The organism is Aeribacillus sp. FSL W8-0870 (assembly GCF_037963755.1).
Lineage (GTDB): Bacteria > Bacillota > Bacilli > Bacillales > Aeribacillaceae > Aeribacillus > Aeribacillus composti.
In genome coordinates, this window is sequence record NZ_CP150165.1 from 1,747,995 (window position 1) to 1,763,212 (window position 15,218).

At 39.7% G+C, this 15,218-nt stretch carries 12 protein-coding genes and 2 pseudogenes; 10 read left to right on the plus strand and 4 right to left on the minus strand.

Annotated elements, in window-relative coordinates; all coding sequences use genetic code 11:
- Window positions 1–3: 3 nt before the first annotated feature.
- Genes NSU02_RS08505 through NSU02_RS08515 form a run of 3 tightly spaced genes read right to left on the minus strand, consistent with a single transcriptional unit; the run spans window position 4 to window position 2,003 of the window.
- Entirely contained in the window at window positions 4–864 is an 861-nt protein-coding gene (locus NSU02_RS08505; RefSeq protein WP_066248495.1) for an ABC transporter ATP-binding protein, read from the minus strand.
- Window positions 864–1,262, minus strand: coding sequence for a GntR family transcriptional regulator (locus tag NSU02_RS08510; protein WP_066248497.1), 399 nt, complete (start codon window positions 1,260–1,262; stop codon window positions 864–866). Before NSU02_RS08510 ends, NSU02_RS08505 begins: the two co-directional genes overlap by 1 nt.
- A 15-nt stretch (window positions 1,263–1,277) precedes the next feature.
- Window positions 1,278–2,003: a hypothetical protein gene (locus tag NSU02_RS08515; protein WP_339195332.1), complete on the minus strand. Its 726-nt coding sequence runs from the start codon at window positions 2,001–2,003 to the stop codon at window positions 1,278–1,280.
- Window positions 2,004–2,434: 431 nt separating this feature from the next.
- On the opposite strand from NSU02_RS08515, the gene NSU02_RS08520 reads away from it, so the two are divergent.
- Window positions 2,435–3,622, plus strand: coding sequence for a glycosyl hydrolase family 18 protein (locus NSU02_RS08520; protein ID WP_339195335.1), 1,188 nt, complete (start codon window positions 2,435–2,437; stop codon window positions 3,620–3,622).
- Window positions 3,623–4,023: 401 nt separating this feature from the next.
- Window positions 4,024–4,896: an AraC family transcriptional regulator gene (locus NSU02_RS08525; RefSeq protein WP_339195338.1), complete on the plus strand. Its 873-nt coding sequence runs from the start codon at window positions 4,024–4,026 to the stop codon at window positions 4,894–4,896.
- Between the two features lie 150 nt (window positions 4,897–5,046).
- On the opposite strand, the pseudogene NSU02_RS08530 reads toward NSU02_RS08525, so the two are convergent.
- Window positions 5,047–5,721: pseudogene (locus NSU02_RS08530) on the minus strand (IS3 family transposase); the annotation flags it as partial.
- 283 nt (window positions 5,722–6,004) lie between these two features.
- On the opposite strand from NSU02_RS08530, the gene NSU02_RS08535 reads away from it, so the two are divergent.
- From NSU02_RS08535 to NSU02_RS08570, 8 genes and pseudogenes are all read left to right on the plus strand, one after another.
- Window positions 6,005–8,065 (plus strand): thioredoxin domain-containing protein, encoded by a 2,061-nt coding sequence (locus tag NSU02_RS08535; RefSeq protein ID WP_339195341.1) that lies wholly within the window; start codon window positions 6,005–6,007, stop codon window positions 8,063–8,065.
- 666 nt (window positions 8,066–8,731) lie between these two features.
- Window positions 8,732–10,236: pseudogene (locus tag NSU02_RS08540) on the plus strand (4-hydroxyphenylacetate 3-hydroxylase N-terminal domain-containing protein).
- Window positions 10,237–10,256: 20 nt separating this feature from the next.
- Window positions 10,257–10,742 carry a flavin reductase family protein gene (locus NSU02_RS08545; protein WP_063389616.1) on the plus strand — a complete coding sequence of 162 codons (486 nt, stop codon included), beginning with the start codon at window positions 10,257–10,259 and terminating at the stop codon, window positions 10,740–10,742.
- Window positions 10,743–10,759: 17 nt separating this feature from the next.
- Entirely contained in the window at window positions 10,760–11,620 is an 861-nt protein-coding gene (locus tag NSU02_RS08550) for an FAD synthetase family protein (protein ID WP_339195344.1), read from the plus strand.
- Window positions 11,621–11,649: 29 nt separating this feature from the next.
- The gene (locus tag NSU02_RS08555) at window positions 11,650–12,075 is read left to right on the plus strand and encodes a heme-binding protein (protein WP_063389618.1); all 426 of its coding nucleotides are present in this window, start codon (window positions 11,650–11,652) and stop codon (window positions 12,073–12,075) included.
- Between the two features lie 63 nt (window positions 12,076–12,138).
- Window positions 12,139–13,053: a catechol 2,3-dioxygenase gene (locus tag NSU02_RS08560; RefSeq protein WP_339195347.1), complete on the plus strand. Its 915-nt coding sequence runs from the start codon at window positions 12,139–12,141 to the stop codon at window positions 13,051–13,053.
- A 540-nt stretch (window positions 13,054–13,593) separates the two neighbouring features.
- Window positions 13,594–14,451 carry an alpha/beta hydrolase gene (locus NSU02_RS08565; protein ID WP_339195349.1) on the plus strand — a complete coding sequence of 286 codons (858 nt, stop codon included), beginning with the start codon at window positions 13,594–13,596 and terminating at the stop codon, window positions 14,449–14,451.
- Between the two features lie 500 nt (window positions 14,452–14,951).
- Window positions 14,952–15,158: a 4-oxalocrotonate tautomerase gene (locus NSU02_RS08570; protein WP_130158872.1), complete on the plus strand. Its 207-nt coding sequence runs from the start codon at window positions 14,952–14,954 to the stop codon at window positions 15,156–15,158.
- Window positions 15,159–15,218: the final 60 nt, after the last annotated feature.

Here is a 15,218-nt window from a genome sequence, read left to right on the forward strand (position 1 = left end):
CTGTTAAATTGGTTGATTGAGCATAATCGTGATAATTTCTTCCAACTCTAACGATTCTGCTTTGATCCAATCGTATTGATGCTCTATTAAATACTGTTCTGTATTTTCTTGTTGTTGAGTGATGACAATTTGCTTTCCTTTTCTTCCAACTTCACCCGGTATCGGTTTATTTGGCAGAGGCCGCTGCAAAAAGTAACGTTTATATCTGCTGGCTAATTCTTCTTTTTCAAATTTTCCAAGCAATTGTCCGTTTTTCAGTACAATTAGATAATCAGCAAGCTTTCGAATATCATCTGTTTGATGGCTGGCAATGATCATCAGCTTTTCGCTTCTTTCCATCCATTCTACGAGAATATCCATCAGCATTTGTTTTGAAGGGATATCCATATGAGCGGTTGGTTCATCAAGAATCAAAATGTCGGTATCGCAGGCTAAAGTTAAGGCGATGCTTAATTTCTTTTGAACACCTTGTGATAAATTTCGATATAGCTTTCTTAAAGGGATATCGAACATTTGTACAAGCTGGTCGAAATATTTCTGATCCCATGTTGAATACCAATGGGAAGTGAGCTTCATCAATTCCAATCCGTTAAAGGAATTGCATCCAATCAATGTCTGCGGCAGGTACGAGATGTGCTGCTTCCAGCTTTCATCACGATTTTGTATTGATTGACCAAATAAGCGGATCTGCCCCTCATCTTTTTTCGCAAGATTCATCAGCATTTTCATTAATGTACTTTTACCAGCTCCGTTTTTCCCAATGAGTGCATGAATCGTTCCAGGCTCAAACGAAAGATCAATTGGCCCTAATTGAAAATCATCGATCGTTTTTCTTAACTGCATGATTTCTAACCAAGGCTGCATTAAGAACCCTCCTTTTCCCGCAATTCAACCATTACTTGTTGAAAGATTTGCTCAATCTCTGCAAACGTATAGTCATGGCGGAGCGCCGTTTGTACAGCGGTTTGAATAGCTTTGTACACCGTTTCTGTCTTTACTTTTTCTTTCTTAGCATCGTCTATGTCAGCTACAAACGTTCCTTTCCCTTGTGTTGTCTGGATAAACCCTTCATATTCAAGATTTTGGTAGGCGCGTCTAGTCGTAATCACACTAATTTCAAGGTCTTTTGAAAGGGTGCGGATCGAAGGCAGCGGTGAACCAGCAGGAAGCTGACCGCTTGCAATCAGCGCTTTAATTTGTTCTTCCAATTGATAATAAATAGGCTCCGGAGAATCTTTTGCAATCTGAATAGGAAGCTCCATTCAACTTCCTCCTTCTTAAAATAAATAATCCATTTTTTCGATTTTTTTGGACATATATTTTTGCGAGTAGAGCACGCCTATAGCAGCGAAAAGAACTGACGCAATAATACTTACTAGAGGCCATTTTTCCGCCATGAGCATCGTCAAAGGCACAAAGCCGTTTCCATATAAAACGTTAAATATCGTAAAGATAAACATGAATCCAAAAAATAAAGCGAATATATAAAGGACAAACCTCACCGTCGAAAGCCGATAGCCGACATCACTAGCTGGAAACGAAGCTCCTAAATGAATGCCGATACCAATCCAAATCATGATAAATGCGAAATATTCCTTTAAGTCCAACGCTGCTCTAAGATCAGGAGAAAACGCATAGGTAAGAATCGATACCCCTAAATAGTAAGGAACGGCAAAAGCGAAAAAAATAATAAATCTGCTCTTAATGAGCACATCCTTTTGGATCGGCAACTGCCTAAGTGTAATAAAAAAAGGAGATGCCCAAAAGTCGCCGCCTATTTTTTGATGATTAAATTCTTTCGATTTGATCCATGCAGTTCCAAAACCAAATACAATAAAGAACAAAAAATCTAGCATAACGGTGCTTCTTTCCATATTTTTCGGAATGACAGTGGCGAAAAACATCGAAAACATGATGGCCATCAAGGCAAGCAATACAAATCCCAATTTCAATTTTTTTAATTCAAACTTTGCAAGCCAAAACGCTTCCTTCCAATCGTTCATATTGATCTCCTCCAAGCGAACTGTTTTACTGTGTATATCTATATATACACTATATAACATTTTGTTAAATTTGACCAGTCTTTTTTGAAAAAATGTATGGATAGGCATCAACAACATTCGTTCTAAAAATTTTGAAGTAACTCCAAACGGTATGTAAAAGGACTGCAAAAAAATTGCAACTTCTGGAGCTCAGGATGTAAAAAAAAATTTGAAGCAGCTGATGAAAAAAATGTACGGAAAAACACGCAGCAAAATGGAACTGTAAAAAAGGTCAACAGCAGATGAAAAATTCCTTTGTAATTTTGCGACAGTCTTTTTTTAAATACTTTTTCCAGCGCATATTTGCTGAATCTATGGACAGAAGTGAAAAACTCGGGAATATTCATCCTCTTGTTTAGGAAGTATAAGAAAAAACAAGAGGAGATGTTGTGATGAGAAAATTTGTCATTTTGCTCTGCCTTTCGCTCGCTCTTTCTGGATGCGGAAATGGAAATGATAAAAAGCAGGGCACTTCTTATGATCAACAGCAAGGAACGACAACTCAGAATGAAGGAGATAGCTCGCTCATTAGGATACAGCATAGCCAATCTCCAGCAAAACGAATACAAAAGGTAAACCCTGATCAGACGACCCGCGACAAAAGACCTATTAACTCAATTGGATTTCTTGAGCCGATCACTCCGCAGCAATCCGTTTCTGACTTAAAAGGTGTCAGCCAGCATTTATCATATGTAGCTTTTTTCAGCTACCGAGTGAACGCCGATGGAAGTCTTGTTCCAATTGAAGACAGTGAAGCACTCGCAGCTGTTAAAAAATCCGGTGCGATTCCGATGATGGTCATCACCAATTTTACAGAAGGAAATTTTTCACCGGATATTGCTCATCGTATCTTTACAGATAAAACAGCCTCTAAAAGTTTGATCAATGGCGTTATTCAGACGATGAAAGCAAAAGGATATAAAGCTTTAAATATCGACTTTGAACATATCCGGGAAAAGGATCGTGAGCTGTATAACGGCTTTCTCGAAACGATTTTGCCGCAGGTTCGCAAAGCCGGCTTTACGGTTTCAACTGCATTGGCCCCAAAAACGAGTGATGAACAAAGAGGACCATGGCACGGAGCCCATGATTATAAGAGACATGGAGAGTTAGCAGATTTTGTTATTTTGATGACGTATGAATGGGGATGGTCCGGCGGTCCGCCAATGGCGGTGTCACCGATTCCGCAAGTTCGCAAAGTACTGGATTATGCCGTTTCCGTCATTCCGCGAAACAAAATTGTGATGGGCGCCCCTTTGTATGGGTACGATTGGACTTTACCATACAAAAAAGGCGGTAAATTTGCCAAACGAATCGCTCCGGCGGAAGCAGCAGACCTAGCGGCGAAAGAAGGAGTTGAAATTCAGTATGACAACGAGGCGCAGGCACCTTGGTTTCGCTACACCGATGATCAAAACAAAACACATGAGGTCTGGTTTGAAAATGAACAAAGCATGCAGGCAAAGTTTAATCTCGTAAAAGAATACGGACTGAATGGAGTGGCGTATTGGGTGCTTGGCGAGCCTTTCCCTCAAAATTGGACTTTGCTTGAAAAGGAGTTTATTATTCAAAGACACTAAGCGGAGAAAAAGTGGCATTAGCCCGCAGCATTCTGAAAGAAGAAGGCGTCAACTGCTTGCAGATCAAAATCGAAGTCATACAAAATCAGTAGAGAAAAACAGCTCGTTTTTCTCTACTTGATTTATTTTAGGGACTTGTTCGAAAACCGTTTATGAAAATTGAGCCGTTTCTTTGCTTATTTATGATAATGATCATTTCACCAAATACTAAACAAACATATTGCTTTCATTATTTACCTGATCTATTTCACTTGTTCCATCATAAAACCGTTTTTATTCATAAACTGAGCAGGTTGCGCAAAAATGCACATGATCATATCCCCACCCTGCATAATTGTGCACAAAATATCGGGTAAATCCATTCAGCTCCTGCTATTCTTGTAATCAAGGGAGGTCATATAATGGATTTGCTTAAGAACATGAACAGAGCCATACAGTATATTGAAGAAAACCTTACACATGATATTGACTTTAAAGAGGTGGCAAAAATCGCTTGCTGTTCCGAATATCATTTTAAAAGGATGTTTTCTTTTCTTGCAGGTATTACACTATCAGAATACATCCGCCGCAGACGCCTGACTCTTGCAGCATTTGAACTTAAAGATAACAGCGTAAAGGTCATAGACATTGCGATAAAATACGGGTACAACTCACCAGATTCTTTTGCAAGAGCTTTTCAAAACTTGCATGGTATAACACCGTCAGAAGCCAGAAATCGTGGTCATTTATTGAAAGCTTATCCACGAATGACCTTCCAGTTAACAATTAAGGGAGGAAATGAAATGAACTATCGAATTGTAGAAAAAGAGGCATTTCGCATTGTTGGTATTAAAAAAAGAGTTCCGATCATTTTCAAAGGAATTAATCCGGAAATTGCCTCGATGTGGAAAAGCTTAGATGATGAAAAGATCAATAAACTTAAAAAACTTTCGAATGTCGAGCCTTTAGGCCTGATTCAAGCATCCACGAACTTTTCTGAAGGCAGAATGGAGGAAAAAGGGGAGCTTGATCACTATATTGGCGTAGCAACAACTAAGGAATGTCCAGCTGAATTTACACAACTTGTAGTTCCTGTCTCAACATGGGCAGTATTCGAAGCAATCGGACCATTTCCTGATACACTGCAGGATGTATGGGGACGCATTTATTCTGAATGGTTTCCAACCTCAAACTATGAACAAATAGAAGGTCCAGAAATCTTATCGATCGGAAGCAAAGATTTAACTTCCCCGACTGTAAAATGTGAAATTTGGATTCCGGTACTGAAAAAGTAAAAAAAAAGCATTAGTTATATCTTTTTGTAATTAATTCCTAATAATGGTATATTAATTTTCAAGTGTTTATAGTTTAAAAAAATATGAAGGGGCTGTCTAATAATGAACCGCCCCCCTGTCAAGTAGACAGTAGAAATAATAAAAATATACCTAAGCGGCTTTAGCTCTATATTCCATGGGGCTAAGGCCGTTTAATTTTTTTTGATACCTTTCATCATGATAAAAGCGGATGTACACATCAATCGCAAGAAGCTAATTCTTCAAATGTCTGATACTTATGTAAATAATACTTCTCGCATTTAAAGCGTTCCCCAAAAAGATTCCATTGGCCCATTATCAATACATCTGCCTACTCTTGACATACTTTGTGTCATCCCTGCTTGGTCTATCCTATGTTTAAAACCATGAGAGGTATATTGGAACCCACGGTCACTATGAATAAGTGGATGCTCTCCTTTTAAAAGTGCGGTGGCTTGATCCAACGTTTTAAATACAAGATGATGATGATTGAAATGTCCTAAAACATAGCTCACAATTGATCCATCATATAGATCAAGAATAGCACTTAAATAGGCTTTCTTTGATGAACCATATTTTAATTCAGTGACATCAGCTACCCATTTTTCATTTGGCTCTTCCGCTGTGAATTCACGATTCAATATATTTTCTGCAACATGCTGAGGGGTAGAACTCTTATAAGATTTCTTCTTTTTTCGAATAACAGATTGTATACCGGCAACTTTCATCAATCTATAAATTCGTTCGTTTATGATTGAAGTTCTGACCAAGCTTTCGATTTATATTCAACGTCATTCGACGGTAACCTATAAGTGGTTAAAACGTTCGCCTTCCTCCCGAGAACTTCAGAATGAAGAAATCGTAAAAGAGATGAAAGTTCGTGAAATACCGAATCCAATAAAAGGAACTATATATTAAAGCAGGTTATATGCAACAAAAGATCGAATAGTTAATAACTGTATCCTATTTTATTAAGCAGATCGCAGACTTCCATTTCAAAAATGACATGATCCTTTAAGCGAATTTTTTTACTTGAATTTAGGGCAAGGCTATTATGAAAATAAAAATTCATGAGAAAAGAAGGTGTCGTATGTCAACGAACAGTAAACCTAACCGATTAATCACTGAAAAGTCTCCGTACTTGCTTCAGCATGCTTATAATCCTGTTGACTGGTATCCATGGGGATCAGAAGCTTTTGAAAAAGCAAAAAAAGAAAACAAACCTTTGCTTGTCAGCATCGGCTATTCAACTTGTCACTGGTGCCATGTCATGGCTCATGAAAGCTTTGAAGATGAAGAAGTTGCAAAGATATTAAATGAACGGTTTGTCGCTATAAAAGTAGATCGTGAGGAGCGACCAGATATTGATTCCATATATATGAGGGTATGCCAGATTCTCACGGGGCAAGGCGGATGGCCGCTCAATGTATTTATCACACCGGATCAAAAACCTTTTTATGCAGGCACTTATTTTCCTAAGCAAAGCCGTTTTGGCCGTCCGGGATTTATCGATGTGTTGCAGCAGCTTTCGGAAATTTATCAAAAAGAGCATGAAAAAATTGAAAAGACAGCAGCACGCATAACGGAAGTTTTAAATAAAAATGCCAGTCGAAATAAGAAAGGTGAGTTGAAGCAAAGCGTTCTTCATGAAACGTTTCATCAGCTTTCAAGCAATTTTGACACAATTTATGGAGGGTTTGGTCAGGCACCAAAGTTCCCCATTCCTCACATGCTCATGTTTTTAATGAAATATCACGAATGGACTAAACATGAAAATGCTCTTTATTTTGTGAATAAAACGCTTGTGCAAATGGCAAAGGGAGGGATTTGGGATCATATCGGCTTCGGATTTGCCAGATATTCGACAGATGCCATGTGGCTTGTTCCGCATTTTGAAAAAATGCTGTACGATAATGCCCTTTTGCTTTATACATTCTCCGAGGCCTATCAAGTGACCCAAAACCCTCAATTTAAAACAATTGCAGAACAAATCATTGAATTTGTCCGACGGGATATGCGGAATGAATCAGGGGCTTTTTATTCTGCCATTGATGCAGATTCTGAGGGGGAGGAAGGGAAATTTTACGTATGGACAAAACAGGAAGTGGTAGAGATTCTCGGGCAGGAATTAGGCGAACAGTTTTGTCATATTTACGATATAACTGAAGAAGGGAACTTTGAAGGAAAAAATATCCCGAATCTTATTCATACGAATGAAGAAAAAGCGGCAATTACCTATCAAATGGGGCTGGAAGAGCTGAAAGAGCAATTGGAGCAGGCGAGACAAAAGCTTTTTGAAAAACGAATTGAAAGACCGTTTCCACATGTTGATGATAAAGTGCTGACCGCGTGGAATGCTCTCATGATTGCTGCACTAGCAAAAGCAGGAGCTGTTTTTGATCAGGAAGCATATATCGAAATGGCAAAAAAGGCGCTGAATTTTATTGAAAATCATTTAATTGTAGACGGAAGAGTTATGGTGCGCTATCGCGATGGCGAAGTAAAACAACAGGCGTTCATTGATGATTATGCATACCTTCTTTGGGCCTATATCGAAATGTATGAAGCGACATTTAATTTAACTTATTTGCATAAAGGTAAACAACTTGCTGATAAAATGATTGATCTTTTTTGGGATCAAGAAAATGGCGGATTTTTCTTCACAGGTCATGACAGTGAAGCAATGCTTGTCAAGGAGAAGGAAAATTATGATGGTGCGCTCCCTTCAGGAAACAGCGTTGCGGCCTTCGCGCTTTTGAAATTGAGCAGGCTGACCGGCAATTTGGATTTACACGAAAGCGTTCAGCAAATGTATTCTATTTTTAAAGAAGAAGTGGAGCAATACCCAAGCGGTCATACGTTTTTCTTGCAAAGCCTTTTGATGGAACAGCTGCCGCAAAAAGAGGTTGTCATTATTGGTCCGAAAGATTGCAGCAAAAGGAAAAGATTATTGAATCGTATTCAACAGGCGTATACAATGGAACTTTCAGTGTTAGTTGCTGAAGATCCAAATCAATTTGCACAAATTGCGGAATTTGCGAAAAATTATCGCATGATCAATAATGAAACAACTATTTATATATGTGAAAACTTTGCCTGCCAACAGCCGACAACAGATGTAGAGGAAGTTATAAATACATTGAACTTATAATGAAAATGTACGATACTATTATCCCCAACAGGCAGACAGTAAAAAACGATGCATTTAATACGATGTTCTGAAAGTCTGCCTCGGACTGGGGTTTTTATGTGAAAGGACAATCCTGAAAACGGGGAGTCGTTCGTTTGCAGTTTAAAGAGCACTTTCTGATCGGTGACTTGATCCGATTGCTGACGATTCGGCTCCTGGCAGCGCAGAAGAAACGCTGATCTTATCGGCGGTGCCGCAAACATGTTGGAATAAAGAGCAATGCCCAGATAGCACAAGGGATTAAGAAAGTTCACATTGCTAGGTCATTGAAAGATCAGCGGGAAATGTGATTACAACATTTCAGTCCATTAGACAGGGATATGTATGAGCATTATATGATAAAAGACGCCTGGAGACTATACACCGGAAGCGGTCGAAGCCAAGATATGTATGAATATTATTTGAAAAGACTGTCTCACGCTCAAATCGCCAGCTTGTTGCCATTTTGACGCAATGCTGGTGTTTGGCAATGAGGCAGTCTTTTTTTGTGTATTTTCAACAACAATTGTTTAGTTTTCAATGATTTTTAAACAAACGCTGTCATTGTCTGAAAATTCAAATCAATTATATGATAGAACCGTAGAGGAAATACCAGTTCATTATTTTCATTTAGGATGGTGATAAAAGATGATGAATGGTAAGGAATATTTAGAAAGTTTAAGAGATAACAGGGTTGTTTATTTAAATGGAGAAAAGATTGATGATGTTACAACACATTCTGCCTACGAAAACTCTGCTCGCTCCATAGCAAGAATGTATGATGCTCTTCATGATGAACAGATGGGAAAAATTTTAACGACGACTACTGAAGAAGGCTATCCAACTCACAAATTTTTTAAAGAACCAAAAAATGCTCAAGATCTTTTAGAAGCAAGAGATGCGATTGCACAATGGGCCAAGCTGAGCTATGGCTTTATGGGGCGCACCCCTGATTATAAAGCTTCTTTCACAGCACATTTGAAAGCGTTTGCGGATTATTACGAAGGTTTTGAGGACAATGCGCGAAATTGGTACAAAAAAACAACAAAAGAAGTTCCGTTTATTAACCATACGATTATTAATCCGCAGGTCGACCGTTCAAAACCTCTTCATGAAAATAAAGATGTTTATGTTCGCGCTGTAAAAGAGCGGGATGACGGTATTATTGTAAACGGTGCCAAAATGGTGGGAACGGCAGCTGCACTAACTCATTATAACTTCGTCTCTAACTATGGAGCTCAAGATTTAGGAGATGGTGATCAAAGCCATGCACTCGTCTTCTTTGTACCGATGAATGCGCCTGGCGTAAAAATGATCAGCCGTCAATCGTATGAACAAATCGCAAAAACGTTAGGTTCTCCGTTTGATTATCCGCTTTCCAGCCGTTTTGAGAAAACGATGCAGTCATTGTATTAGATAATGTATTTATTCCTTGGGAGAACGTACTTGCCTACAAAAATGTAAACGTAGTAAACGGGTTTTTTGTTGAAACGGGATTTGTAAACCGCTTTACATTCCAAGGTTGTACGCGTTTTGCCGTCAAGCTTGACTTTATGGTCGGCTTATTAATGAAAGCGACAGAGGCGGCAGGTACGAAGCAGTTTCGTGGGGTTCAGGCAAATATCGGTGAGGTTATTGCCCTTCGCAATATGTTTTGGGCTCTTTCTACCGCAATGGCAGCCAATTGTGAAACGAAAAATGGCGTTGCACTTCCGAACCTTCAGTACGGCGCTGCTTACCGTGTGCTCGCTCCAATGGTATGGCCGCGTGTCAAACAAATTTTTGAACAAATCGTTGCGGGGGGCCTCATTCAATTGCCTTCCAGTGCCAGCGACTTTTTAAATCCGGAGCTGCGTCCGTATCTCGATCGTTATTATCGCGGTTCAGGCATTGATGCAAAAGAACGGGTGAAATTGATGAAAATGATTTGGGATGCGATCGGAACGGAATTTGGCGGACGTCATGAGCTTTATGAAATCAACTATGCGGGCAACCATGAGAACATCCGTCTAGAGACGTTAAAAATTGCTGATGCAACTGGAGATTCCGACCGGTTTAAAGCGTTTGTCGATTCCGCTTTGGATGATTACGATCTAAACGGTTGGCTCAATGATACTTGGGTATCTCCACAAAAAGAACTTGTGCAGAAATAAAAGGAAAGGAGGTGTTGGATATGGACGATCGCTTGTTTCGCAATGCGATGGGGAAATTTGCTACAGGGGTGACGGTCATTTCAACGGAGCATAACGGAGATATTCATGGAATGACAGCAAATGCCTTTATGTCCATTTCCTTAAATCCGAAGCTTGTGTTAATTTCCATTGGAGAAAAAGCGAAAATGCTGGAAAAAATTCAACAATCAAAAAAATATGCCGTTAACATCTTGTCGCACGATCAACAAGTGCTTTCGATGAATTTTGCCGGGCAGTTGGAAAAACCAGTCGATGTACAATTTGAACAGCTGGGGGGACTGCCGGTCATTAAAGATGCTCTTGCGCAAATTTCCTGCCAAGTTGTTAATGAGGTTCAAGCAGGTGATCATGTCCTTTTCATCGGGGAAGTGACGGATATAAACATGACAGAGCAAGATCCGCTTCTGTTTTTCAGCGGAAAATACCATCAGCTTGCTCAAAGCGAACAAGCGACGGCGTCGAGCTAAAAAAAGGGGGCATTTCATTGAAAACAATCATCATTGATCATCAAAATGATCTAGATCTTATTGCCTCTTGCCCTGTCGTTGCTGCACTAGGGTTTTTTGACGGCGTTCATCTCGGACATCAAAAAGTCATTCAGACCGCTAAAAACTTGGCGGAAAAAATGGGGGTAAAAACAGCGGTTATCAGCTTTTTTCCGCACCCTAAAGACATAATCGGCAAAACGGGAAAACGTGTCCAATATTTGCTCCCGCCTGCCGAAAAAGCAAAAAAGTTTTCCCATTTAGACATTGATTACTTTTATTTAATACGATTTACATCGGAATTTGCAAGACTTGAGCCGAAGGAATTTGTCCAGAAATATTTAGTTCCGCTGCAAATCAAGCATGTAGCAGCTGGATATGACTTCACGTACGACCGAAAAGGAAAAGGAAGTTTAGATACGATGGAGGAAGACAGCGGATACTCAATCACTGTCACGAAAGTAGAAAATGTCAAACGAAACGATGAAAAAATTAGTTCTACGTTGATTCGAAATAAGATTCAATCAGGATTGATGGAAGAACTTCCTGATTACTTGGGGGAATTTTACGAAACAAAAGGAAAAATGATCCATACTGATGCAAAAGATGAATTGATTTTGGATCGGTACTATATGCTTCCTCCAAAAGGATGCTACGACGTGGCAATTGATAGAGGAAAAGGGTGGTTTGAGGGACGCGTGCTTGTTACTAAGCAGAAAAAAATCTATTGGCTTGGTCCATCCATATCTTCTGTGTGGAGTATTTCTCGAGTCAAAGTAAAATGGATTGCCAGAAGTTTCGATTTCACATTAGAGATCGAAGAAAAGGAAGAGAAAAATCTAGTATTTACAAAAGGATAGCGGTGTTGACTTTAGGAAAGGGGGAAGAAATGTTGGCGTTTTTACAGCAAAAAAGCATCAGCAGTGACTTGGCGAAACAAATGATTGACAAAGCGGTACAAAAGGCTGAAGAACTTGGAGTGAAAGTGAACATTGCTATTGTGGATCAAGGCGGAAATTTGAAATCGTTTTTCCGGATGGACGAGGCGCCTCTTTTAAGCATACAAATTGCTCAAAATAAAGCCTATACAGCAGCGGCATTCGGGATTCCGACCCATCAATGGTATGACATGATCAAAGATGAGCCGAGCTTGCGCCTTGGGATTGTCCATACAGAAAAGCTTGTCGTTTTCGGAGGAGGGTACCCGATTTATGACGGAAACGATTTAGCTGGAGGAATCGGGGTCAGCGGCGGCTCAGAAGAAGAAGACAGATTGTGCTGCGAGGCTGCGTTATCTTTATTGGAAACGGTTTAATGGAAAGAGCTGATGATCAAATTCATTAAAATAAGAGATTTTTCAATGAAAGGGAGGATTCAAATGAGCGAAATTTTAAGATTAGGGCGATTGGAGCTTCGGGTGTTGGATTTAGAAGAATCTGTAAAATATTACACAAATGTCATTGGGCTTGAAGTGACGGGACGCGAGGAAAATCGAGTATATTTAAAAGCTTGGGACGAATATGACCATCACAGCATCATTTTGCAAAAATCCGATACAGCTGGAATGGATCATATGGCATTTAAGGTAAAAGATATTTACGAGCTGGAAAAATTAGAATATAAAATTGAGCAATTTGGCTGCAAACTTTCCCGAATTTCCAAAGGTACTAGATTAGCAGAAGGAGAAGCGGTTCGTTTTCAGCTTCCAACAGGCCATCATATGGAGCTGTATACGGAAATAGAACAAGTAGGGACAAAAACTGGGAATCTAAACCCAGATCCATGGCCGGATGGACTAAAAGGAATTGCTTCGCATCGATTGGATCACGCTCTTTTAACAGGCGATGATTTAAAAACAGCAACCCGCTTCTTTACGGAAGTGCTCGGTTTTAGACAAACCGAGAAAATCGTTACGGTAGATGGAGAAGATTTAGTCGGAAGCTTTATGTCAGTGACGAACAAAGGTCACGATCTTGCATTCGTGAAAGGACCGGATGCGAAATTTCATCATGCAGGATTTTATGTCGATAACTGGTATGAAGTATTAAAGGCAGCAGATATTTTAACCAAAAATAATGTTCAAGCAGAAGTGACGCCAACAAGACACGGCATTACACGAGGCCTTACCGTTTACTTTTTTGATCCATCCGGCAATAGAAATGAAGCATACACAAGCGGTTATATGAGCTATGCAGACTTTCCGACCATTACTTGGACGGAAGATAAAATTGGAACAGGTATTTTCTATCATCGAAGAGAACTCATTGAATCATTCTCTAAAGCACTAACATAAAAATACAAAGATCAAGAATATTCTTGTTAAAGGGGTTCGATCATCTCTTCTGATTCGGGAAACACGTAAGGAGATGTTTGCAGCCCCTTCGCTATTTATTTTGCATTCTTAAAAAAGAAATGCTTCAGATGGCTGACCGAAAATCGCTTGAAGTCGATGTTTGGGGGCAGCTTCTTTTTATACGGACATGCGAATCCATAATTTACGGATTGTTTTTTGATGCGGTTTCCATGCCCAATTTTAATTTCTTTAACAGTACGTTTCGCTTTGTTGCGATTTCATGCCCATTTTTTTCTGGAAATTTCTTTAACAGCACGTTCCACTTTGTTAGGTCTATCCAAGGATCTGTTTTAATGTATGAAAAAATTTGTTATTTTTTCCTTTTGTTTCTTATTATGAAACAATGGAGTTGTATAAACAATAAATACCGTTTACGATTGGGATAATTAGTATTTTCTAAAAATTGCGTCAATTGATTTCGTGTCAGGAGTACGTGTTGGAAAATGATTCGATAATAGAGTCGAGAGGGGAGGAATTGGTTTGCAAGAAGCGACAAGTGTCCGTGTCAAAACCGGAGACTATGAAACTTATTTTTACCGCACCGGCATCGGAAATAATGAAGCGATTCTTTTTATCCATGGGTCCGGTCCTGGAGCAACTGCTTGGTCTAATTGGCAATATGCGCTCCCTTTTTTCAAGGAAAAGGGATTTGATTGTATCGCGCCAGACTTAATCGGTTTTGGAATGTCGGAACATCCGTCTTCACCTCCGAAAGGCATCCGGTCATGGATGAGGTTATGGGTGGATCAGCTTAAAGACCTTTTGGATGAATTGGAAGTGAAAAACGTTCATTTAGTGGGAAATTCTTTAGGCGGGGCTGTTGCTCTTCATTTATTGGCCGAGGCGCCTGATCGAATTGATCGCGTTGTGTTGATGGGCTCGGCGGGTGCTCCGTTTCGATTGACTCCAGAACTTGACCGCGTTTGGGGGTTTTATGAGGATCCATCCGCAGAGGCAATGACGCAGATCATTCGCTGGTTTGCATATGATGAAAGCTTTATTAAAGACAATCTTGACAGCATTAGTAAAATGCGCTTTGAGGCGGCAATGAATCCTGCCGTGCGCCGTTCCTATGAAGCAATGTTTCCTCCGCTTCGCCAGCGGATAGTAGATGATCTTGTTTTGCCAAGCGCCACTTTGTGCCGCATACAACAACAAGTTTTACTCGTTCACGGGCTGAATGATCCGATCGTTCCTGTTGAGACAAGTTATTATTTTGCCAAACATCTTCCGTGGGTAAAAATGATGATTTACGGACAATGCAGCCATTGGACGCAAGTGGAATATCGAGACAGCTTTCATTCTTTGCTTTTGCATTTTTTTCACAATGAAATATAAGAATATTTTTATGTTTTTATCAAAAACAAGGTTATGATTCGCTTTTTTCAAAGCCAGACAGCATTGCGAATATGCCTAGTACAACACAACAGTTACGGTTGTTGTACATTTCAATCATTGACGCTTTATCTAGAAAGACAGCCTGCACTAAAAGCGATTTGAAATTTTTTGCAGCCGGCATCGCATTTTCTCACTTTAGCGGCTGTCTTCCCGCATCATGTTAAAAGAACGATTTACGAAAAATGTTGGATCATATGTATGCTTCATCTTTATAGTTTTTTAAAGGAATGGTGCCATTATTTCGACGGTTGCGGTGCTAGTGTGTCAGGGGCCATTATTTGAACAATAACAAACTTTCTCGTGACCAGGAATCAGTGCAATGGTAGAAATCGTTCTAAGCGGGAGTTAGCCGATGCAATAGCAAAACGTTTTCTCCATAAGCCTGAACTTCTTTCGTTCGGTTGAAGCCTTTTTATCTTTGGAAAGGAGAGTCAAAACGTATGCCTTTCATTCAAGTTCACTTGTTAGAAGGTCGTTCTCCGGAAAAAAAGGAGACACTTATCTATGAATTAACGGAGACGGTGTGCAAAGTATTGGATGCGCCGAAAGAAAATGTCCGCATCATGATTCAAGAAATGCCTCTAGAACATTGGGGAATTGCTGGAGAATCTGTGAAAAAACGAAGAGAGCATGAAAAAGAGGGATGAAATCGGTAGATACAAAAGTAGAAAGTTAATTGTTTATGAATGGGGAACATGTTGCGTGAT

Excerpts from the sequence above, each read along its gene's own strand:
- NSU02_RS08510 (WP_066248497.1), bottom strand. The coding sequence starts at position 1,262 with ATGGAGCTTCCTATTCAGATTGCAAAAGATTCTCCGGAGCCTATTTAT.
- NSU02_RS08505 (WP_066248495.1), bottom strand. The coding sequence starts at position 864 with ATGCAGCCTTGGTTAGAAATCATGCAGTTAAGAAAAACGATCGATGAT.
- NSU02_RS08520 (WP_339195335.1), top strand. The coding sequence starts at position 2,435 with ATGAGAAAATTTGTCATTTTGCTCTGCCTTTCGCTCGCTCTTTCTGGA.
- NSU02_RS08545 (WP_063389616.1), top strand. The coding sequence starts at position 10,257 with ATGGACGATCGCTTGTTTCGCAATGCGATGGGGAAATTTGCTACAGGG.
- NSU02_RS08560 (WP_339195347.1), top strand. The coding sequence starts at position 12,139 with ATGAGCGAAATTTTAAGATTAGGGCGATTGGAGCTTCGGGTGTTGGAT.
- NSU02_RS08570 (WP_130158872.1), top strand. The coding sequence starts at position 14,952 with ATGCCTTTCATTCAAGTTCACTTGTTAGAAGGTCGTTCTCCGGAAAAA.
- NSU02_RS08555 (WP_063389618.1), top strand. The coding sequence starts at position 11,650 with ATGTTGGCGTTTTTACAGCAAAAAAGCATCAGCAGTGACTTGGCGAAA.
- NSU02_RS08535 (WP_339195341.1), top strand. The coding sequence starts at position 6,005 with ATGTCAACGAACAGTAAACCTAACCGATTAATCACTGAAAAGTCTCCG.
- NSU02_RS08525 (WP_339195338.1), top strand. The coding sequence starts at position 4,024 with ATGGATTTGCTTAAGAACATGAACAGAGCCATACAGTATATTGAAGAA.
- NSU02_RS08515 (WP_339195332.1), bottom strand. The coding sequence starts at position 2,003 with ATGAACGATTGGAAGGAAGCGTTTTGGCTTGCAAAGTTTGAATTAAAA.